General features: G+C 65.2%; 19 protein-coding genes. 8 read left to right on the forward strand and 11 right to left on the reverse strand.

The window, feature by feature from the left end; all coding sequences use genetic code 11:
• Positions 1 to 8: 8 nt before the first annotated feature.
• The 4 genes from PMI20_RS22660 to PMI20_RS22675 form a co-directional block, all read right to left on the reverse strand.
• Positions 9 to 509 carry a Csu type fimbrial protein gene (locus PMI20_RS22660; protein ID WP_007923589.1) on the reverse strand — a complete coding sequence of 167 codons (501 nt, stop codon included), beginning with the start codon at positions 507 to 509 and terminating at the stop codon, positions 9 to 11.
• 4 nt (positions 510 to 513) lie between these two features.
• Positions 514 to 1,047, reverse strand: coding sequence for a Csu type fimbrial protein (locus PMI20_RS22665; protein ID WP_007923588.1), 534 nt, complete (start codon positions 1,045 to 1,047; stop codon positions 514 to 516).
• 20 nt (positions 1,048 to 1,067) lie between these two features.
• A complete protein-coding gene (locus tag PMI20_RS22670; protein ID WP_007923587.1) occupies positions 1,068 to 1,607 on the reverse strand; it encodes a Csu type fimbrial protein in 540 nt (179 codons plus the stop codon).
• A gap of 99 nt (positions 1,608 to 1,706) precedes the next feature.
• Positions 1,707 to 2,231: a Csu type fimbrial protein gene (locus tag PMI20_RS22675; protein ID WP_007923574.1), complete on the reverse strand. Its 525-nt coding sequence runs from the start codon at positions 2,229 to 2,231 to the stop codon at positions 1,707 to 1,709.
• A gap of 285 nt (positions 2,232 to 2,516) precedes the next feature.
• On the opposite strand from PMI20_RS22675, the gene zapE reads away from it, so the two are divergent.
• Positions 2,517 to 3,662, forward strand: a complete 1,146-nt coding sequence (gene zapE, locus PMI20_RS22680; RefSeq protein ID WP_037034154.1) for a cell division protein ZapE — start codon at positions 2,517 to 2,519, stop codon at positions 3,660 to 3,662.
• Positions 3,663 to 3,755: 93 nt separating this feature from the next.
• Positions 3,756 to 5,069, forward strand: coding sequence for a leucine-rich repeat-containing protein kinase family protein (locus PMI20_RS22685; protein ID WP_007927173.1), 1,314 nt, complete (start codon positions 3,756 to 3,758; stop codon positions 5,067 to 5,069).
• 85 nt (positions 5,070 to 5,154) lie between these two features.
• Here the strand turns inward: PMI20_RS22685 and PMI20_RS22690 are convergent, their stop codons facing one another.
• Positions 5,155 to 5,859: a YebC/PmpR family DNA-binding transcriptional regulator gene (locus PMI20_RS22690; RefSeq protein WP_007927175.1), complete on the reverse strand. Its 705-nt coding sequence runs from the start codon at positions 5,857 to 5,859 to the stop codon at positions 5,155 to 5,157.
• Positions 5,860 to 6,065: 206 nt separating this feature from the next.
• Entirely contained in the window at positions 6,066 to 6,929 is an 864-nt protein-coding gene (locus PMI20_RS22695) for a LysR substrate-binding domain-containing protein (protein ID WP_007927177.1), read from the reverse strand.
• Between the two features lie 128 nt (positions 6,930 to 7,057).
• On the opposite strand from PMI20_RS22695, the gene PMI20_RS22700 reads away from it, so the two are divergent.
• The 3 genes from PMI20_RS22700 (at position 7,058) to PMI20_RS22710 (ending at position 9,828) form a co-directional block, all read left to right on the forward strand.
• Complete coding sequence (locus PMI20_RS22700; protein ID WP_007927179.1) at positions 7,058 to 8,167, forward strand: 2-aminoethylphosphonate--pyruvate transaminase; 1,110 nt, start codon at positions 7,058 to 7,060, stop codon at positions 8,165 to 8,167.
• Between the two features lie 116 nt (positions 8,168 to 8,283).
• Positions 8,284 to 9,111: a phosphonoacetaldehyde hydrolase gene (phnX, locus tag PMI20_RS22705; RefSeq protein WP_007927181.1), complete on the forward strand. Its 828-nt coding sequence runs from the start codon at positions 8,284 to 8,286 to the stop codon at positions 9,109 to 9,111.
• Positions 9,112 to 9,279: 168 nt separating this feature from the next.
• Positions 9,280 to 9,828 carry a cytochrome b gene (locus PMI20_RS22710; protein ID WP_007927183.1) on the forward strand — a complete coding sequence of 183 codons (549 nt, stop codon included), beginning with the start codon at positions 9,280 to 9,282 and terminating at the stop codon, positions 9,826 to 9,828.
• On the opposite strand, the gene PMI20_RS22715 is transcribed toward PMI20_RS22710, so the two are convergent.
• Positions 9,825 to 10,760 (reverse strand): 1-aminocyclopropane-1-carboxylate deaminase/D-cysteine desulfhydrase, encoded by a 936-nt coding sequence (locus tag PMI20_RS22715; RefSeq protein ID WP_007927187.1) that lies wholly within the window; start codon positions 10,758 to 10,760, stop codon positions 9,825 to 9,827. The two genes, PMI20_RS22710 and PMI20_RS22715, sit on opposite strands and share 4 nt — an antisense overlap.
• A 207-nt stretch (positions 10,761 to 10,967) precedes the next feature.
• Entirely contained in the window at positions 10,968 to 13,007 is a 2,040-nt protein-coding gene (locus tag PMI20_RS22720; RefSeq protein ID WP_007927190.1) for an NADPH-dependent 2,4-dienoyl-CoA reductase, read from the reverse strand.
• A 211-nt stretch (positions 13,008 to 13,218) separates the two neighbouring features.
• On the opposite strand from PMI20_RS22720, the gene PMI20_RS22725 reads away from it, so the two are divergent.
• Both PMI20_RS22725 and PMI20_RS22730 read left to right on the forward strand, forming a co-directional pair.
• Positions 13,219 to 14,349 (forward strand): carbon-nitrogen hydrolase family protein, encoded by a 1,131-nt coding sequence (locus tag PMI20_RS22725; protein WP_007927192.1) that lies wholly within the window; start codon positions 13,219 to 13,221, stop codon positions 14,347 to 14,349.
• A gap of 4 nt (positions 14,350 to 14,353) precedes the next feature.
• Positions 14,354 to 15,391: an AraC family transcriptional regulator gene (locus PMI20_RS22730; protein ID WP_007927193.1), complete on the forward strand. Its 1,038-nt coding sequence runs from the start codon at positions 14,354 to 14,356 to the stop codon at positions 15,389 to 15,391.
• A 17-nt stretch (positions 15,392 to 15,408) separates the two neighbouring features.
• Here the strand turns inward: PMI20_RS22730 and PMI20_RS22735 are convergent, their stop codons facing one another.
• The 3 genes from PMI20_RS22735 to PMI20_RS22745 form a co-directional block, all read right to left on the reverse strand.
• Positions 15,409 to 15,606: a hypothetical protein gene (locus tag PMI20_RS22735; protein ID WP_157173162.1), complete on the reverse strand. Its 198-nt coding sequence runs from the start codon at positions 15,604 to 15,606 to the stop codon at positions 15,409 to 15,411.
• A gap of 129 nt (positions 15,607 to 15,735) precedes the next feature.
• The gene (locus PMI20_RS22740; RefSeq protein WP_007927197.1) at positions 15,736 to 16,593 is read right to left on the reverse strand and encodes a DUF2242 domain-containing protein; all 858 of its coding nucleotides are present in this window, start codon (positions 16,591 to 16,593) and stop codon (positions 15,736 to 15,738) included.
• A gap of 92 nt (positions 16,594 to 16,685) precedes the next feature.
• Positions 16,686 to 17,585, reverse strand: coding sequence for a LysR family transcriptional regulator (locus PMI20_RS22745; RefSeq protein WP_007927198.1), 900 nt, complete (start codon positions 17,583 to 17,585; stop codon positions 16,686 to 16,688).
• 125 nt (positions 17,586 to 17,710) lie between these two features.
• On the opposite strand from PMI20_RS22745, the gene PMI20_RS22750 reads away from it, so the two are divergent.
• Positions 17,711 to 18,916, forward strand: coding sequence for an MFS transporter (locus PMI20_RS22750; protein WP_007927199.1), 1,206 nt, complete (start codon positions 17,711 to 17,713; stop codon positions 18,914 to 18,916).
• Positions 18,917 to 18,960 lie beyond the last annotated feature (44 nt).

The following is an 18,960-nucleotide window of genomic DNA, read 5'->3' on the forward strand; positions in this document are numbered from 1 at the left end:
TTGCCCCATCACCACGACAGCTGCACCTGCAGCACATCGCTGTACGTCCCCCCAGGCTGATTACCCGGTAATTGCACCTGGCCGTAGATCGGCAGGCTGATGTTGTTCGCGTCGCTATAGGCCACCGCCACGCTCTGGCCGATGCCCAGGCTCTGGCTGAATGCCGCGTCGCGAAACAGCTGATAAGCCACCCGCGCACTGCCGCCGTCGAGCTGCATGTGCCGTCCGCTGCTGTTGTACTGGCCGCCGTCGACGCTCATGTTCAGAGTCACCCCCGGCGTGCATTGCAGTTGCACGCTGTTCGCCAGCGCGACCTGCAGCGTGCTGGTGGACAACGCCGACTGGCTGCCGAAGTTCAGGTTGCCGTAATTGCTCACGCCACCCACCACCAGGCACCCGGCGACCACCGTGGCGCTGACCTGGAAGCTCTGGCTGGTCACCGCCGCCAGGGGCAACGGCAGGCTGCTGGCACCGAGCAGCACCAGCACCGCGCACGCGTGACGGGCCATGGCGTCAGAAGGTCAGTTCGACGGCGACGGTATCGGTGTAGGTGCCCGCCGGCAGGCCAGCCTTGCCGAGCGCCTTGCCGTAGATATTGACGGTCTGCGCCACACCGGTGCTGGTAGCCAGGTTGATGGCATCGTCGATGGCCAGGAGCTGCGTGTGCCCGGAGTCGGTGTACAAGTCGTAAGGCACGAAGTTGCCGCTGCCATCGGCCAGGGCCCGGGTGCCGCCGGCAGACTGGCCGTCATGGGCGCCCGCGCGGACCGTCACCACCGGGCTGGTGCCGCTGGAACAGAGGATCGACAAGGCCCCGCCGCCACCACCGAGCACCTGGGCCATGGCCTGGGTGAACAGGCTGTCTGTGGTGCCGAAGTTCAGGGCGCCGAAGTTCAGGCCGCTGCTGCCGCCCGCGCCATTGACCTGGCAACTGCTGGTGAGAATCAGGCTGGACGTGATCTGGCCGGTGACCGTCGCGGCCTGGGCCACGGAAAACATAGCCAGTCCAAGCAGCGACAAGGCGATCCGGGATACAAGCATGTGCATGACATTCGTCCTCTTTGGGTTTACCAATCCAGCGTCACCGTCAGGGTGTCGGTGTAGACCCCCGCCGGCAGCGCATGGCTATTCGCGACCACCGAGCCAAACACCGGGATCGGTACCTGGGCCCCACTGGTAACGGCGAAATTGCGTTGCTGACCGATGCTGTAACTGTCGCTGCCGGAGGCATCGAGGAACAGCCGATAGGCAATGGTCTGGCGACCATTGCTCAAGCGCCGGGTGTTGCCGTCGCCATTGCGGCCGCCGTCGATGGTCACGGTGAAACCGGTCACCGAAGGGTTGCAGGCCACCTCCAGGCGCCCGCTGCCGCTACCGCTGACATTGGCTCTCAGGGGCGCACTCCAGGTCGGGCCATGCTGGCCGAAATCCAGCAGGCCGAAGTCGTCGACTGGATTCTCGGGCGTGCGGGTCGCACCATTGGTCACTTCACAGCCGGCGATGATGGTCAGCCGCGCGTGTATCTGCCCGCTGATCGCCGCTTGCGCATCGCCAGCCGGCAGGAGCAACGAACCCAGGGCGGCCAGCGCCCAGCTTCTGATCGTCATCGCCGCCCTCCTGGAGCCATGGGTTCTCTCACCTTGACCGCCCTTGGTGCGCGGTCTCCCTGCGCTGCCCGGATCCACCGGGCAGCTCCCGCGCCGCCACTACCAGGTGACCGTCACTTTCAGCAGATCGGAATAACGGCTGACCCGCGGGATCTCGGCCAGCGGCTCGATCCGCCCGTACAACGGCAGGTCCACCGAACCCGAGTCCGGCACCCGGCCGCTCACCGGCACATTCACCGGCAGCGGAATGCGCCGGGCCGCGTCCTGGTACAGGCGATAGGGAATGGGCTTGCTGTGTGCGGCACTGCCGGCCAGGTAGCGCACTTCGCCGACGCCCCCGTGTTGCCCGCCATCGACGCGCACTTGATAAGGGGTGTCCGGGTTGCACTCGAGCCTGGGCAGGCGAGTGTCGAGCAACGCCGCACTGAGGGGGCCGGCGGGGTTGTCGAGACGCGGGCTGCTGCCGAAATCCAGCACGCCCAGTTGCTCGACGCCGGCGTCGCGCTGCTGTCCCACCAGCTGGCAGCCACGCTGCACGTCGACCCGGACCTCCACCTGGAGTTCCACGGCCGATGCTGTTGCGGCGAGCAGCATGCTCATGACTGCAAAAAACCGGCTTGCCATTCAACGCCTCAATCCTTTTGAGGAACGATAGGTACAGCTCAGGTTAGTCAGCGCCGGGGAAATCGCCAGCGCCGGGGGCAAGCCGCCCGCCAATGAAACAACCCCTTGGGTGCCCGATGCACCAGGGTCGAACACAGTGACACGGGCAAAAAACTGTACCGACCAGAACTTTTCGTAGAATAAATCAGCGCCTTCAGACAGCGCTGGATGCCGGGCCGGGGATTGGTTAAATTACCGCGCCGGTTCCAGGGGGGGAGCGGGCCTGGAACCATCGGGGTGACACCATTGGCCGCTTTACCGCCAAACCGCTCGCTACGCCCATCGCGCTGGCCCAGGCTGCGCGCGTTCTTCGGCAAGGCCTTCGCCCGGCCCGCCGCCAGCACCAGCCACGGCCGAGTGATTCACGAGTATTTCCGGCACAAGGCCCACGACCAGGGCTACACCCTGAGCCACAGCCAGCAGCGGGTGATCGACTACATGGCCCAGCAGGCCAACGCCCTGCTCCAGCCAGACGCCAAGCCAAACGCCAGCCGCAGCCTGTACCTGTATGGCGCGGTGGGACGGGGCAAGAGCTGGCTGCTGGACGGTTTCTTCCGCGCCATCCCGCTGGCGGAAAAACAGCGCCTGCATTTCCACGATTTCTTCGCCCAATTGCATCAGGGCATGTTCCGCCACCGCGAGCAGCCCGACGCCCTGCAGGCCACCCTCGACGAACTGCTCAACGACTGCCGCGTATTGTGCTTCGACGAGTTCCATGTCCACGACATCGGCGATGCGATGCTGATCACGCGGCTGTTCAAGGCCCTGTTCCAGCGCGGCATCCTGCTGCTGGTGACCTCCAACTACGCGCCCCAGGGCTTGCTGCCCAACCCGCTCTACCATGCGCGCTTCAAACCGGTGATCGACCTGATCGCCAGCCGCATGCAGGTGATGGAGGTCGGCGGCCCCCACGACTACCGCAACCAGCCCCGCAGCCATTCGCAGCAGGTGTTCACCCAGGGCCGTTACCTATGGCCCGGCAGCGAGCAGCAACGCCTGAGCCTGGGCCTGCCGCGGCGCAACGGCCCGACCTCGGCGCTGATGGTCGGCGCGCGTCAACTCCAGGTACGGTTGTGCGAACAACACAGCGTGGGTTTTGCCTTCAGTGACCTGTGCGAACAGCCGACCGCGGTCATGGACTACCTGGAGCTGAGCCGACGTTTCGACCACTGGATCATCGACGAGCTGCCCGAGCTGGGCGAATGCCCGATTGCCGTGCAGCAACGCTTTATCAACCTGATCGACGTGCTGTACGACCAGGACAAGCACCTGACCCTGATCGGCGAACGCTCCCTGCGTGAAAGCCTGGGCGGTAACGCCATCGACCTGGCGCGCACCCGCAGCCGCCTGGGCCAGCTGCAGGAAATCAGCGCGGATACGCCGCCGGGCTGAACCGGCGGTCGCCACCCGCCGCTCCACGCCGCTATCATGGCGGCCATTTCCAGGGCCATGCGCCCTCCTCCTGCCTGAGTGTCGAACCTGTTCATGGATACCCTTGCCCAACTGCGAGCCGGCCAATTGACCGGGCTCAAGCGTCTGGACCTGTCTTGCGGGCTGAGCGAATTCCCCCGGGAAATCTTCGACCTGGCGGACTCGCTGGAAGTCCTCAACCTCAGCGGCAATGCCCTGAGCCGCCTGCCGGACGACTTGCACCGCCTGACCCGCCTACGGGTGCTGTTCTGCTCCGATAACCTCTTCACCGAGATGCCGGCCTGTGTCGGCCAGTGCACGCAACTGAGCATGGTCGGCTTCAAGGCCAACCGCATCGAGCGGGTGCCCGCCGCCGCCCTGCCGCCGCTGTTGCGCTGGCTGATCCTCACCGACAACCGCATCGAGGAACTGCCGGACGAGCTGGGCCAGCGCCCGCACCTGCAAAAGTTGATGCTCTCCGGCAACCGCCTGACCCGGTTGCCCCAGAGCCTCGTCCAATGCCAGCAGTTGGAGCTGATCCGCATCGCCGCCAACCGGCTCAGCGCACTGCCGGCCTTCCTGCTTGGCCTGCCGCGCCTGACCTGGCTGGCCTATGCCGGCAACCCGCTGGAATCCGAGGCCGACGCCGCGGCGCTGGAATCGGTGGCACGCATTCCCTGGGCCGAGCTGGAAGTGCAGCAGCGCCTGGGCGAAGGCGCGTCCGGAGTGATTCACCAGGCCCGCTGGCAGCCCCCCGGGCAAGCGCCAAGCGAGGTGGCGGTCAAGCTGTACAAGGGCAGCATGACCAGCGACGGCTCGCCGCTGCATGAAATGAACGCCTGCATCAGCGCCGGCCGGCACCCGAACCTGATTCGGGTCGAAGGCCGGATCAGCGATCATCCCGAAGGGCAGAACGGCCTGGTGATGCAGTTGATCGAGCCGAGCTACCGCAACCTGGCGGCCTTGCCGAGCCTGGCCTCCTGCACCCGGGACATCTACGACGAGCGCACCCGCTTCAGCGCCGACGCGGCCTTGCGCATGGCCCGTGGCATCGCCTCGGTCGGCGCACACTTGCACCACCAGGGCATCACCCACGGCGACCTGTACGGCCATAACATTCTGTGGAACCCACAGGGCGAGTGCCTGCTGGGGGATTTTGGCGCGGCGTCCTTCCATGCGCTGGCCGACACCGAGGAAACCCGGGCCCTGCAACGCATCGAAGTACGGGCCTTCGGCATTCTGCTGGAGGAGTTGCTGGCAAGGATCGAGTCGGGCCTGAGCCCGCAGCAGCATGAACGCCTGGCGGCGCTGATCAACGACTGCTGTCAGCCGCAGGTGCTGGCGCGACCGGGATTTGCCGAAGTCGGGGACGTGTTGCGGGGGATTTGAAGAGCATCGCCAGCCAACTCGCTCCTGCTGGAGCTTGCCGGCTGGCGCAAGAATCGCTCAGGTAGCGCGATTCACCGGGCCGGGCTCAACCCGCCAGGCCGACGAACATGTCCTGCACGTCGTCATGGTTGTCCAGGCCTTCGAGGAAGGCTTCGACTTCTGCCATCTGCTCGTCGGACAGGCCGCTGACCGGGTTCTTCGGCTGGTAGCCGAGCTTGGCCGAGAGCACGGTGAAGCCTTGCTCGGGCAGGGCTTTCTGCACCGCGTCGAGGTCGGCAGGCTCGGTCAGGAACAGGGTCGCGCCCTCGTCCCCCGGCTCGAAATCCTGGGCCCCGGCTTCGATGGCCGCCAGCTCCGGATCGGCGTCCGGGCTGTCCGGCGCGGCTTCGATCATGCCGACATGGTTGAAGTCCCAGGACACCGAACCCGAAGCGCCCAGCTGGCCCTTGCGGAAGGCCACGCGGATCTCCGCCACGGTACGGTTGATGTTGTCCGTCACGCATTCGACGATCAGCGGCACCTGGTGCGGCGCGAAACCTTCGTAGGTCACGCGGTGGTACTGCACGGTCTCGCCGAGCTGGCCCGAACCTTTCTTGATCGCACGCTCCAGGGTCTCGCGGGGCATCGAGGCCTTTTTCGCCTGCTCCACCACCAGACGCAGGTGTGCGTTGGTGGCGACGTCAGCGCCGTTGCGGGCAGCAATGGTGATCTCTTTGACCAGCTTGCCGAAGATCTTGCCCTTGGCGTTGGCTGCTGCTTCTTTGTGTTTAACCTTCCACTGTGCGCCCATTACTCACTCTCTTTGATCTGTGGCGTCGAGTTGGATGTGGCCGACGCGATGGGCAAGTTTATACGGCCTGAAGGCACCAATCGACCAAAAAGTCAGATCCGCGACCTGTAGCCGCGGTCGCAGGCTGCGACAAACTTCCCGGGGCCTCAAGAGCGCGTCCCGTTCCGGGCCGATCGCAGCCTGCGGCAGCGGCTACAGGTTCAGTGTCAGCCTGTGGGGGCCAGCCCCAGAAAGGCCTGGATCAAGCGCAAGTCCCGGCGCCGCTCCATACAGCCGAGCATGTGCCGGTTCAACAGCCCCTCGCCGATGATCGGCACCGCCCGCACCCGCGGGTCGGGGCTGAGTTCCAGCGACGACACCACACCCACCCCCAGCTGCGCCGCCACCGCCTCGGTCACCGCCTCGCGGCTGTCCAGTTCCAGCAGCACCTTGGGGTTGACCCCGGCCTGGGCGCAGGCCTGGTCGAAGGTGCGGCGGGTGATCGAGCTGGGTTCGCGCAGGACCATGATCACCTGGTCCAGTCGCTCCAGGCGCACGCCCTCGGGCTCGGTCAGCCATGAATGGCCCTGCGGCACCAGCGCGCAGATCCGCGACTCGCCAAGGCTCTGCAGATGCAGGCCCTTGCGCGGTTCGACCTCGGTCAGCACCGCCACATCGGCGTGCTCCGAAAGCAGCGCCGCCAGGGTTTCCTGGGCATTGCCCAGGCGCAGGTTGACGGTAATCCCCGGATAGCGCTCGCGCAGGCTGGCAAGCATCGGCATCACCAGGTGCGGGCCGTCCGCCGCCACTTCCAGGCGCCCGGTGAGCAGTTGCCGGTTGGCTTCGAGCATGGCCTGGGCCTCTTCGGCCAGGCCGAACATGGCGCGGGTGATCGCCGCCAGCCTGGTGCCCTCTTCCGTCAGTTCGACCCGGCGCGCGGTGCGGCGCAGCAGGGTGATCTGGTAGTGCTCCTCCAGCGCCTTGATATGCCCGGTGACCGCCGGCTGGCTGATGAACAGCCGCGCCGCAGCGCGGGTGAAGCTGCCTTCACGGGCCACGGCATCGAATGCGCGCAGTTGGAACAGGTTCATATCTATCGGCCTCACTTATGGCTGGCATAACGATAAACAATTTGATTGATAAAGAGCCAAACTGCAATTTAGGCCCCGTAGTTTTTATCCCAAGCGCATCCCACAGCGCTTCTGCGAGGACACCCGAATTGAGTACTGCCGCGCCCATCCTGCTCACCCCCGGCCCCCTGACCACCTCGGCCCGCACCCGCCAGGCGATGCTGGTGGACTGGGGTTCCTGGGATGACCGTTTCAACCAACTGACCGCCAGCCTCTGCGAACAGCTGCTGGCCATCGTCAACGGCGCCGCCAGCCACCACTGCGTGCCCCTGCAAGGCAGCGGCACCTTCGCCGTGGAAGCCGCCATCGGCACCCTGGTGCCACGGGGCGGCAAGGTGCTGGTGCTGATCAACGGTGCCTACGGCAAGCGCCTGGCGAAGATCTGCGAAGTGCTGGGGCGCGACTTCAGCACCTTCGAAACCGCCGAGGACCAGCCGACCAGCGCCGCCGACGTCGATCGCCTGCTGCGCGCCGATGCCACCATCACCCATGTGGCGCTGATCCACTGCGAAACCAGCACCGGCATCCTCAACCCGCTGCCGGAGATCGCCCAGGTCGTGGCCGGGCATGGCAAGCGCCTGATCATCGACGCCATGAGTTCCTTCGGCGCGCTGCCGATCGATGCCCGGCACGTGCCGTTCGACGCGCTGATCGCGGCGTCCGGCAAATGCCTGGAAGGCGTCCCCGGCATGGGCTTCGTCTTCGCCCGCAAGGAAGCCCTGGCCGCGGCCGCCGGCAACTCGCACTCGCTGGCCATGGACCTGCACGACCAGCACGGCTACATGGTCAAGACCGGGCAATGGCGCTTCACACCGCCGACCCATGTGGTCGCGGCGCTGCACGAAGCGCTGCTGCAATACCACGAAGAAGGCGGCCTGCCGGCGCGCCACCAGCGCTATGCCGCCAACTGCCAGGCGCTGCTCGACGGCATGGCGCGACTGGGCCTGCGCAGCTTTTTACCGGCGGCGATCCAGGCACCGATCATCGTCACCTTCCACGCGCCGAAAGATCCGCGCTACCAGTTCAAGGAGTTCTACGAACGGGTCAAGGCCAAGGGTTTCATCCTCTATCCCGGCAAGCTGACCCAGGTCGAAACCTTCCGCGTCGGCTGCATCGGCCATGTCGACCCAGCCGGGATGCGCACCGCGGTCCAGGCCATCGCCGACGTGCTGCGGGAAATGCAAGTACTGGATATCTGACCCCGACACACAACCTGTAGGAGCGAGGCTCGCCCGCGAATGCGGGCACCGCGCTCTTTCATCAGGTCAACCTCATCATCGCGGGCAAGCCTCTCCCCCACACAGGTCTTCGACACATGAACTACAACACCCCCAACCAGCTGCAAGCCGCCATCCTCGACTGGGCCGGCACCGTGGTCGACTTCGGCTCCTTCGCGCCGACCCAGATCTTCGTCGAAGCCTTCGCCGAGTTCGATGTGCAGGTCTCCATCGAGGAAGCCCGCGGCCCGATGGGCATGGGCAAATGGGACCATATCCGCACCCTGTGCGACCTGCCGCAGGTTGCCGAGCGTTATCGCCAGGTGTTCGGCCGCACCCCGACCGATGAGGATGTCACCGCCATCTACCAGCGCTTCATGCCGCTGCAGATCGAAAAGATCGCCGAACATTCGGCGCTGATTCCCGGCGCCCTGGAGACCATCGCCAACCTGCGCCAGCAAGGCATAAAGATCGGCTCCTGCTCCGGCTACCCGAAGCAGGTCATGGACAAGGTGGTGGAACTGGCCGCGACCCATGGCTACGTCGCCGACCATGTGGTCGCCACCGATGAAGTGCCGAACGGCCGCCCATGGCCGGCCCAGGCCCTGGCCAACGTGATCGCCCTGGGGATCGACGATGTCGCCGCCTGCGTGAAGATCGACGACACCGTGCCGGGCATTCTCGAAGGCCGTCGCGCCGGCATGTGGACCGTGGCCCTGATCTGCTCCGGCAATGCCCTGGGGCTGACCTACGAAGGTTATCGCGCCCTGGGCAGCGACACCCTGGCCAGCGAGCGCCAGCGCATCCACGCGTTGTTCGAAGGCTCGCGCCCGCACTACATGATCGACACCATCAGCGACCTGCCGCAGGTGATCGCCGACATCAACCAGCGCCTGGCCAACGGCGAGATGCCGCAAAGCAGCTGATCAGCCACTTGCCCCCCAACGGCAGCCCCGATCCGCGGCTGCCGTTTTTTTCCGCTACCCGCTCAAACCGCGCATTTGCCCCGGGCAGAGCCTCGGAAACAGGATTACAGTTACAGCACTCCGTCGTTAAGAACGGAGACAACTGACCTGATGAACGAGGAAGGATCTATGCCCTGGAAGAACTCCGACAGCCGTTACAGTACGGTGTCGATTGCATTGCATTGGCTGATGCTGGTGTTGTTGATCGCGGTGTACGCCTGCATCGAACTGCGCGGCATTTTCCCCAAGGGCAGCGGTGGCCGGACGCTGATCAAGGAAGCGCATTTCATGCTCGGCCTGACCGTGTTCGTGCTGGTCTGGCTACGCCTGTTCGCCCGCAGCCTGGGGGTGGCGCCGAAGATCCTGCCGACCCCGCCGAGCTGGCAGACGGTCCTGGCCAAGCTGATGCACTGGGCCCTGTACCTGTTCATGATCGCCATGCCGATCCTCGGCTGGCTGATCACCAGCGCCGAAGGCCATCAGGTGATGTTCTACGGCATCGACCTGCCGCTGCTGGTGGCTGAAGACAAACAATTCGCCAAGCAGGTCGAAGGCTGGCACGTGCTGCTGGGCACCGTCGGCTACTGGCTGATCGGGTTGCATGCGGTGGCCGGGCTTTATCACCACTACTTTATGCGCGACAACACCCTGCAACGCATGCTGCCCAAGCGCGGCTAAGGCTGCGCCGGCGCGGCGAACCCCCGGCGGCCCTGCAAGCCACCGGTATGCACGAAGAGCAGGCGGCTGCCGGCGGCAAACCGCCCGGCCTCGACCTGTTGCTTGAGGGCCAGCAAGGCCTTGCCGGTGTACAGCGGCTCCAGGGGGATGCCGCTGTGCCGTTCGCTCTCCTCGATAAACGCCAGCAGCAGCGGGTCGACCTTGGCGAAACCGCCACGACTGCTATCGAGCAGTTCATAGCCCGCAGCCTGCAGCCCCGCCTCCCGCACAATCGCCGCTACCTGTTGCGCGACACCATGATCGTCCGGCACCGCCAGGGCGCCATACACCGGGTGGGCACCGGCTTCCCCCAACACCAGTCCGGCCAGGGTGGTGCCGGTGCCGGCGGCCAGCCACCAGCCGTGATAGTCGTCCCAACCCAGGGCATCCAGCTGGCTGCGCAGCTGCTTCACCAGCGGCATGCAGCCGGTCGCCCCGAGCAAGCCACCGCCACCCTCCGCCACCGGGAACAGCCCGGGGTACTGCGCCTGCCAGGGTTGCCAGAACCCTGGCTCATGCCGCGCCCGGTAGCCGGCGTAACCGAGCCAGTGCAGTTGCATGCCAAAGCCTTGCAGGTCGAGCACGGTGGGCGTGTCCTGCGGATGGCCGCGCAGCAGCCCCACGGTGGCGAAACCAAAACGCTTGCCGGCGGCCGCCAGCGCATGCAGGTGATTGGAGTGCGCGCCGCCCAGGCTGATGATGCCCTCGGCGCCGGCTTGGCGAGCCGCCGCCAGATGCGGGGCGAGCTTGAACCACTTGTTGCCGGAGATCAGCGGGTCGATCTGGTCCAGGCGCAGGACCGCCACCTCGACCCCGGCCTCGGTCAGCCAGTCGAGGTCCAGGGGTTGCAAGGGTGCGCTGGGCAGCCAGTCGAAGGAAGCAGGAAACGCCATGGATGGGGAGGTTTGGAAGGAGTGAGGCGGGAGTCTATCAGCAAAACCGCGGAGTCCCTGATAGCGGGTCCTACGGCCCCGATCGCAGGCTTCGCCAGCGGCTACACCCCTACTTCGTAGCCGCTGCCGCAGGCTGCGATCGGCCGCGCAGCGGACGCAACAAGGCCACCGCGATCCGGAATCGCAGTGGCCATGATTACCGCTGGATCAGAGTTCAGCGGCCAGGCGCGAGCCCTGGTTGATCGCGCGCTTGGCGTCCAGCTCGGCGGCCACGTCGGCGCCACCGATCAGGTGCACGTTCTGCCCGGCGGCCACCAGGCCTTCGTGCAGTTCGCGCAGCGGGTCCTGGCCGGCGCAGATAACAATGTTGTCCACCGGCAAGACTTGCGGTTCGCCACTCTCACCGATGCGGATGTGCAGGCCGGCGTCGTCGATCTTCAGGTATTCGACGCTGTTGAGCATCTGCACCTGCTTGTTCTTCAGGCCGGTACGGTGGATCCAGCCGGTGGTCTTGCCCAGGCCGTCGCCGACCTTGGAAGTCTTGCGCTGCAACAGGAACACCTGGCGCGCCGGGGCATGACGCTCAGGCTTGATGCCGACGACGCCACCACGGGCCTCCAGGTGCGTGTCGATGCCCCACTCCTTCCAGAACGCTTCACGGTCCTGGCTGGTGGCCACGCCCTGATGCACGAGGAATTCGGAGACGTCGAAGCCGATGCCGCCGGCCCCGATCACCGCCACTTTCTGGCCCACCGGCTTGCGCTGCAAGAGCACGTCCAGGTAGCTCAGGACCTTGGCGTTGTCGACGCCCGGGATCGCCGGCGTGCGCGGGGCGATACCAGTGGCCAGGATGATTTCGTCATAGCCGCCGGCCACCAGTTGCTCGACATCGACCCGGCGGTTCAGGCACAGCTCGACGTGGGTGGTCTGCAGCTTGCGCTTGAAGTAGCGCAGGGTTTCGAAGAACTCTTCCTTGCCCGGCACGCGCTTGGCGACATTGAACTGGCCGCCGATTTCGCTGGCCGAATCGAACAGCGTCACCTGGTGGCCGCGCTCGGCCGCCACAGTCGCGGCGGACAGCCCGGCAGGGCCGGCGCCGACCACAGCGATCTTCTTGATCTGCTGCACCGGCAAATAGTTGAGCTCGGTCTCGTGGCAGGCCCGCGGGTTGACCAGGCAGCTGGTGAGCTTGCCACCGAAGGTGTGGTCCAGGCAGGCCTGGTTGCAGCCGATGCAGGTATTGATTTCGTCGCCACGCCCCGCGGCCGCCTTGTTGACGAACTCCGGGTCGGCGAGGAACGGCCGCGCCATGGAAACCATGTCGGCGTCGCCTTCGGCAAGGATCTGCTCGGCCACTTCCGGGGTGTTGATGCGGTTGGTGGTGATCAGCGGGATCGATACCGAACCGCGCAGCTTGGCCGTGACCTTGCTGAAGGCGGCACGCGGCACCTTGGTGGCGATGGTCGGGATCCGCGCTTCGTGCCAGCCGATCCCGGTGTTGATGAGGGTCGCGCCGGCCTGCTCGATGGCCTGGGCCAGTTGCACGATTTCTTCCCAGGTACTGCCGCCTTCCACCAGGTCGAGCATCGACAGGCGGAAGATGATGATGAAGTTCGGGCCTACCGCTTCGCGCACGCGGCGGACGATTTCCACCGGCAGGCGCATGCGGTTTTCGTAGCTGCCGCCCCAGCGGTCGGTCCGGTGGTTGGTGTGCGCGGCGAGAAACTGGTTAATGAAGTAGCCCTCGGAACCCATGATCTCGACGCCGTCGTACTCGGCCTGCTGCGCCAGGCTGGAGCAGGTGACGAAGTCGCGGATCTGTTTCTCAATGCCTTCTTCGTCCAGCTCCTTGGGCTTGAACGGGTTGATCGGCGCCTGGATCGCGCTCGGTGCCACCTGTTTCGGGCTGTAGGCATAACGCCCGGCGTGGAGGATCTGCATGCAGATCTTGCCGCCCGCCTCGTGGACCGCACGGGTGACAACGCGGTGCTTGAGCGCTTCTTCCTCGGTGGTCAGCTTGGCCGCGCCGGAGTACACGCCGCCTTCGTCATTGGGGCCGATGCCGCCGGTGACCATCAGGCCAACGCCGCCGCGGGCGCGCTCGGCGAAGTAGGCGGCCATGCGCTCGAAGCCACCGGGCTTTTCTTCCAGGCCGGTGTGCATCGAGCCCATCAGGGTACGGTTGCGCAGGGTGGTAAAGCCCAGGTCCAGCGGGGCCAGCAAATGCGGGTAGTGAGCGGCGGCCATCGGTAACTCCACATCGAACGATCACGGAAAAAATGCGGAAGCTCTGCGGCCTCCGTCGGTCATGTTCGACAGACTAAGAGCAGCCCCCAAGGCGCTCAATGACCGTAACTGACAACTTATTGATCCAAATGCGCAGCCCGGCCTTGGCAATCGCGGACATGGGCCCTACCCTAGTCAGCGAATCCCGCACACGGCTGCCGACTGTCTTCCCATGCGCAAACTTCTTTATTTCACCTTCACCCTGGCCCTGATTGCCGCCATCACCAGCTACGCCCTGTGGACCCGCGAGCGGCCGATCGGTCACTACCTGTCCGACCTGCGCATCCAGCTCGCGGTGGACCAGGGCACCCCCGCCGATCACGGCAATCTGCTGGGCATCCAGCCCGAGCTGTTCCCCACCGACTACCAGAGCCCCGAGCGCCTGCACCGCAAGCTTGCGGCCTACCTGCAGCAGGCCCGGGACCAGGGGCTGTTGAATGAAAAGACCGTGGTGGTGCTGCCGGAGCACATTGGCACCTGGCTGATGGTCAGCGGCGAGAAAAACGAGCTGTACCAGGCCGCCAGCCTGAAAGAAGCGATGAACTGGCTGGCGGTGAGCAACCCTCTGCCCTTCCTGCGCGCGCTGATCACCGCCAAGGGTGACAATCGCCTGGACGACGCGCACCTGCGGATGAAGGCCAGGAGCATGGCCGATCAATACCAGCGGCTGTTCGGCGGCCTGGCCAAGGAGTTTGGCATCACCCTGGTGGCCGGCTCCATTGTCCTGCCCGAGCCGGTGATCGAAGGCAGTAACCTGCGCATCGGCAGCGGCGCGCTGTACAACACCACCCTGGTCTTCGGCAGCGACGGCCTGCCGATCGGCCAGCCGCAACGCCAGCTGTACCCGACCTTCGACGAGCGCGGTTTTATCCAGGCCAGCACCGACCAGGCTGTCCAGGTGGTCGACACCCCGGCCGGTCGCCTGGGGGTGCTGATCGGCAGCGACAGCTGGTACCCGGACAACTACCGCAAGCTCAACGCCCAGGGCGCGCAACTGGTGGCGGTCCCGGCCTTCGTCATGGGCCGTGGCGCCTGGGACCGGCCGTGGCGTGGCTACAAGAATCTCTCGACCCCGAGCGAGGTCAGCCTCAAGCCGGAAGAAGTCAGCGAAGGCGAAGCCTGGCGCCGCCTGACCCTGACCAGCCGCGCGCCCAGCAGCCTGGCCAGCGCCGGTGTCAGCGTGTTTCTGCGCGGCCAGTTCTGGGATCAGGGCAGCGCCGGACAAAGCTTCATCAACAGCAACGGCGAGCACTTCGCCGATGGCGATGCCCGTGGCGCGCGCTTGCTGAATATCTGGTTGTAAATCCATGAAGCCCCAGCCGATGCGCCTCGGAGACCTGTCGGTGGGCTTCGTCCATAGCCTGGCCGACGCCGTGCGCAGCCATGGCCTCGACCCGCAGCCGCTGCTGGAACAATACGGACTGGATACCGCACGCCTGGCCGAGGCCGGGGCGCGGCTGTCGATTCCCCGTTACATGCGCCTGGGCCACGCGGCGATTCAACTGACCGGCGATCCGGCGCTGGGGCTGCGTATGGGCCAGCTCAGCCGCCTGAGCCAGGCCGGGCTGGCGGGCGTCACCGCCGCCCAGGCGCCGACCGTACGTGAAGCCGCACGCTGCCTGACCCGCTTCGAGGCCCTGTATGGCTCGAACTATCGCGGCCAGTCGAGCTTCCACGAAGACGCCGACGGCGCCTGGCTGCGCTTCTACTCCATCAGCCCCTATAACGCCTACAACCGCTTTGTGGTGGATTCGATCCTGGCCGGCTGGCTCCAGCAACTGGGCAGCCTCGGTTTACCGGTCAAGGCCGAACGCATCGAGATCGAGTTTGCCCAGACTGATTACCGCGAACGCTACACCAGCCTGGGGGATTGCCCGATCCAGTTCGGCGCCGAGCACAATCAGCTACGCCTGAGCCAGGCCACCCTGGCCCAGCGCAATGTCGAGCACTGCCCCAGTACCTGGCGCCATCTGCTGCAACTGTGTGAACGGGAACTGGAGCAACTGACCCGTACCCGCAGCCTGCGTGAACGCATCACTCAGTTGCTGGGGCCTTTGCTCAATGGTGGCCGGGAACCCGACCTGGAAGAAGTGGCGGCACGCCTGAAGCTGCCAACCTGGACTTTGCGCCGCAAACTGGCCGAGGAAGGCACGCAGTTTCGCGCCATTCTCAACGACACCCGTCGCGACCTGGCCATGACCTACATTCGCGATACCGAACTGGCCTTCGGGGAAATTGCCTATCTGTTGGGGTTTGCCTCAGCCGAGGCCTTTCAACGCGCCTTCAAGCGCTGGAGCGGCCAGACACCGGGTGAATTTCGTCGCAGCCACCGGCAGTCCGCCTAAAAAAAACGCCACCGGCGTTACAGCTCGGTGGCGTCTTCTGCGGGTTCCAGCGGGTCCAGTTCGAAAGCCTGGAATTCCAGCAGTTCTTCTTGGTAATCGTCCATGGCGGACTCCTTGTGTGTGGAGTGTAGGTAATCTGCTCGCTGAGTGGTCTTCTTACTGACCTTGGCCACCAGCATAAAGTGCCGGTGTGACAGAAAAAATACCGTGCGCAATCTGCGTCCCTCAAATGGAACGTAGCAGCTGGCAACGGATTTACCCGCGAGCTGGCAAAGAAATTTTCAGAGAGGCTCGGCAACCGCGGGATCGACACCTGGGTCGATCTCGCAGCTATCTGCAGATGCTTACTGTGGCAGCGCCGGAATCGGCTCTGTCGGGGCCGGCAAGGTGCTGGCGGGAGGCGGGGTAACGATCTCGGTGGGCGGCGTCGGCTCGGCAGGTGCGCCCGGCGCAATGGGCGCCGCTTCCGCCGGTGGTGCCAGCGGTTGCGAGAGGTTCGATTCGGCTGGCGCTACGGACGGAGTGGCCGGAGTCGGCTCGGCGGCCGGTACGACAGGCGCCGGTTGTGCCGTCACTGGCGCCGGGGCCGGCGCTGCGGCAGGCTCGGCGGGCTTGGGTTCGGGCACGCCCAGATCGGTCTTGGGTTTCTCGATGATGTGCGCGGCCTTTTTCGCTTCCTGCGGCAGGAACAGCTCCACCAGGGCGAAATAACGCTCGTAGAACTTCGCCGAGGAAACCGTCTCGCTGGCGACCTTGACCATCGAGTCGTCGGTCGAGCCGATCGGCATCGACACCGAACCCAGCACACCCACCCCCAGGCTTGCCGAGTTGTTGACCTTCTTCAGGGCATAACGGTCTTGCAGGGCGTTGGCGAACACCGTGGAACGGTGGCCGCTGTTGCCATCCTGGGCGCACACCACACTGAAGCTGATCTCCATGTGGGTTTCGCCGGTCTGCTGGAAGCTCTTGTGACCACTGACCAGCTTCGGATCGCTGCTGGTGATGATGTAGCCCTGGCTGAGCAAGGCGCGACGGGCGGCCTCGCAGGACGCCGTCTCATTCACCGGGTAATTGCGCGAAAAAGTGCCGGAATCATCGAAGTTTTCATGCTCGTAAATGGCGGTCTTCTGCGACGAACAACCGGCGACGGCCGCCAGCAGCAGCGTCAACCCGGCAGCACGCAGGTGAAATGATCTATGCATCGAAAATCCTGAGGAAAACGGTCCGGGGCGTATTGTGCAACAGTTCGAGGCCACAGGGCGCGCGGATTAGTGTCTTAAAAATCAATACAAGGTTACTGACCACGGTTTGCCGGAAAAAGTCGCGCGCACAGATGATCGATGAACACCCGCAGCTTGGCGGCGGTGTGCCGGCTCGCAGGCCAGAGCAGCCAGAAGGTGCCGCTGTGCTCCAGATGCTCATCGAGTACCTGCTGCAACTCGCCCCGTGCAACCGCCTCGCGCACCATGAAATCGGGCAGGCAGGCGATCCCCAGCCCACTGCGCACGGCGTGGTCCACCGCTTCGATAGAGGTACTGACAAAACGCGTCGGCAACAGCGGCTCCGGGGCATCGACCGCTCGTCGCAGCGGCCAATGCTCGAATTTGCCGGTGTTATGGAAGGTATGCCGCAAGCACCCGTGATTAGCCAGGTCCGCGGGGGCCTGCGGAACGCCCCGCTCGCGAAAGTACCCAGGCGTGCCCACCAGCACCAGGCGGAACTGGCCCAGCGACCGGGCCATCAGCCGTGAGTCGCCGGGGCTGCCGGTCCGTATCACGGCATCGAAGCCCTCCTCCACGACATCCACTATGCGGTCCGTCAGTTCGATATCCAGTTCGATCTGCGGATAACGCTGCATGAACTCCACCAATACTGGCATCACCAGGCCGTGAACCTGCGGCAGGCTGACTCGCAACTTGCCCCGCGGGGCATTGGAAGACTTGCACAGATCGAATTCGGCCGCCTCGGCCTCGGCGACAATTCTGCGACAGCGCTCGAGAAAACTCGCGCCTTCGGCGGTCAGGGTGATGCTGCGGGTACTGCGATGGAACAGCCGGGTCTCCAGGCGCTCCTCGAGTCGCGCGATGCTCTTGCCGACAGCCGACGAGGATACCCCCAACAACCGCCCCGCCTCGGTGAAACTGCGGGTTTTCGCCACATGCAGGAAGACCGAGATATTGCTCAACCAGTCCATCGCCGACCTCACCATTACGGACACAGATGTCCGATAAGTTCGGAACCTTAGCCTATTTTTCTCTTTACCACAGCGCCCTACCCTCAGCCTCCCTACTTCCTGAAACCTGTAGCGAGCCTGACACCATGACCAAACCTCTTGGCACCGCCGACCTGCTGGACATCGAGTCCAGGCGTCGCGACCGACTTCCACTGGGTGGCCTGCTGGCGCTGGCGACCGCCGGCTTCATCACCATTCTTACCGAAGCCATGCCCGCGGGCCTGCTGCCGCAGATGAGCCAGGACCTGGCGGTGTCCCCGGCGCTGGTCGGCCAACTGGTCACCCTGTACGCCATTGGCTCACTGCTGGCGGCGATCCCGTTGGTGATCCTCACCCAAGGCTGGCGCCGCCGCCCTTTGCTGATGATCGCAATCGGCGGCTTTGCCCTGGTCAACAGTGTCACCGCGATCTCCACCAACTACAGCCTGACCCTGGTCGCCCGCTTGTTCGCCGGGGTATTTGCCGGGCTGCTCTGGGCCCTGCTGGCCGGCTATGCAAGCCGCATGGTCGCACCGCACCTGCAGGGGCGGGCCATCGCCGTGGCCATGCTTGGCGCACCACTGGCACTGTCCCTGGGGATCCCCGCGGGCACACTGCTCGGTACGCTGGTGGGCTGGCGGGTGAGCTTTGCCCTGATGACTCTGCTGACGCTGTTGTTGCTCGGCTGGGTGCGCTGGCAGGTGCCGGACTTTCCCGGCCAGCGCGCCGACAAACGCTTGCCGCTCACGGGCGTGTTCGCTTTGCCCGGAGTCAAGCCAGTGCTGTTCGTGACCTTCGCTTATGTCCTGGGCCACAACATCCTGTACACCTATATCGCACCGTTTCTGGAGCCGGCTGGCATCGGCGGGCAAATTGACCGGGTGCTGCTGACGTTCGGCCTGAGCGCACTGCTGAGCATCTGGACCGTCGGCCTGCTGATCGATCGCTGGTTGCGTCAACTGGTACTGGTCAGTTGCGTCCTGTTCGCTCTTTCGGCGCTGCTGCTGGCGTTCCAGGCCGATACGCCGATGGCGGTCTATGCCTCGATAGCCCTCTGGGGATTGTCGTTCGGAGGCCTGGCCACGTTGCTGCAAACCGCGCTGGCCAAGGCTGCCGGGAGCGCTGCCGATGCCGCGCAGTCGATGTTGGTGACCGCCTGGAACCTGGCGATCGCCGGGGGCGGGCTGGTGGGTGGCGTGCTGCTGGAAGGCCCGGGCGTATTGTCGTTTCCCTGGGTGATCATCGGCCTGTTGCTGGCTTGCCTGCTGGTGGCCGTGAACGCCCGACGCCATGGGTTTCCCGCCATACGCTGAAAACAAAAACCCCGGCGCGTTGGCCGGGGTCCCTGTTTGTCACT

It is taken from the genome of Pseudomonas sp. GM17, assembly GCF_000282175.2.
In the GTDB taxonomy this organism is placed as follows: Bacteria; Pseudomonadota; Gammaproteobacteria; order Pseudomonadales; family Pseudomonadaceae; genus Aquipseudomonas; species Aquipseudomonas chlororaphis.

Bases quoted from the DNA above. Each gene is read 5' to 3' on its own strand.
- PMI20_RS22685 (WP_007927173.1), top strand. From the start codon at position 3,756: ATGGATACCCTTGCCCAACTGCGAGCCGGCCAATTGACCGGGCTCAAG.
- PMI20_RS22745 (WP_007927198.1), bottom strand. From the start codon at position 17,585: ATGGACTGGTTGAGCAATATCTCGGTCTTCCTGCATGTGGCGAAAACC.
- PMI20_RS22715 (WP_007927187.1), bottom strand. From the start codon at position 10,760: ATGGCGTTTCCTGCTTCCTTCGACTGGCTGCCCAGCGCACCCTTGCAA.
- PMI20_RS22725 (WP_007927192.1), top strand. From the start codon at position 13,219: ATGCGCAAACTTCTTTATTTCACCTTCACCCTGGCCCTGATTGCCGCC.
- PMI20_RS22730 (WP_007927193.1), top strand. From the start codon at position 14,354: ATGAAGCCCCAGCCGATGCGCCTCGGAGACCTGTCGGTGGGCTTCGTC.
- PMI20_RS22750 (WP_007927199.1), top strand. From the start codon at position 17,711: ATGACCAAACCTCTTGGCACCGCCGACCTGCTGGACATCGAGTCCAGG.
- PMI20_RS22720 (WP_007927190.1), bottom strand. From the start codon at position 13,007: ATGGCCGCCGCTCACTACCCGCATTTGCTGGCCCCGCTGGACCTGGGC.
- PMI20_RS22695 (WP_007927177.1), bottom strand. From the start codon at position 6,929: ATGAACCTGTTCCAACTGCGCGCATTCGATGCCGTGGCCCGTGAAGGC.
- PMI20_RS22670 (WP_007923587.1), bottom strand. From the start codon at position 1,607: ATGACGATCAGAAGCTGGGCGCTGGCCGCCCTGGGTTCGTTGCTCCTG.
- PMI20_RS22675 (WP_007923574.1), bottom strand. From the start codon at position 2,231: ATGGCAAGCCGGTTTTTTGCAGTCATGAGCATGCTGCTCGCCGCAACA.
- PMI20_RS22740 (WP_007927197.1), bottom strand. From the start codon at position 16,593: ATGCATAGATCATTTCACCTGCGTGCTGCCGGGTTGACGCTGCTGCTG.
- PMI20_RS22690 (WP_007927175.1), bottom strand. From the start codon at position 5,859: ATGGGCGCACAGTGGAAGGTTAAACACAAAGAAGCAGCAGCCAACGCC.
- PMI20_RS22665 (WP_007923588.1), bottom strand. From the start codon at position 1,047: ATGCACATGCTTGTATCCCGGATCGCCTTGTCGCTGCTTGGACTGGCT.
- PMI20_RS22710 (WP_007927183.1), top strand. From the start codon at position 9,280: ATGCCCTGGAAGAACTCCGACAGCCGTTACAGTACGGTGTCGATTGCA.
- PMI20_RS22660 (WP_007923589.1), bottom strand. From the start codon at position 509: ATGGCCCGTCACGCGTGCGCGGTGCTGGTGCTGCTCGGTGCCAGCAGC.
- phnX (WP_007927181.1), top strand. From the start codon at position 8,284: ATGAACTACAACACCCCCAACCAGCTGCAAGCCGCCATCCTCGACTGG.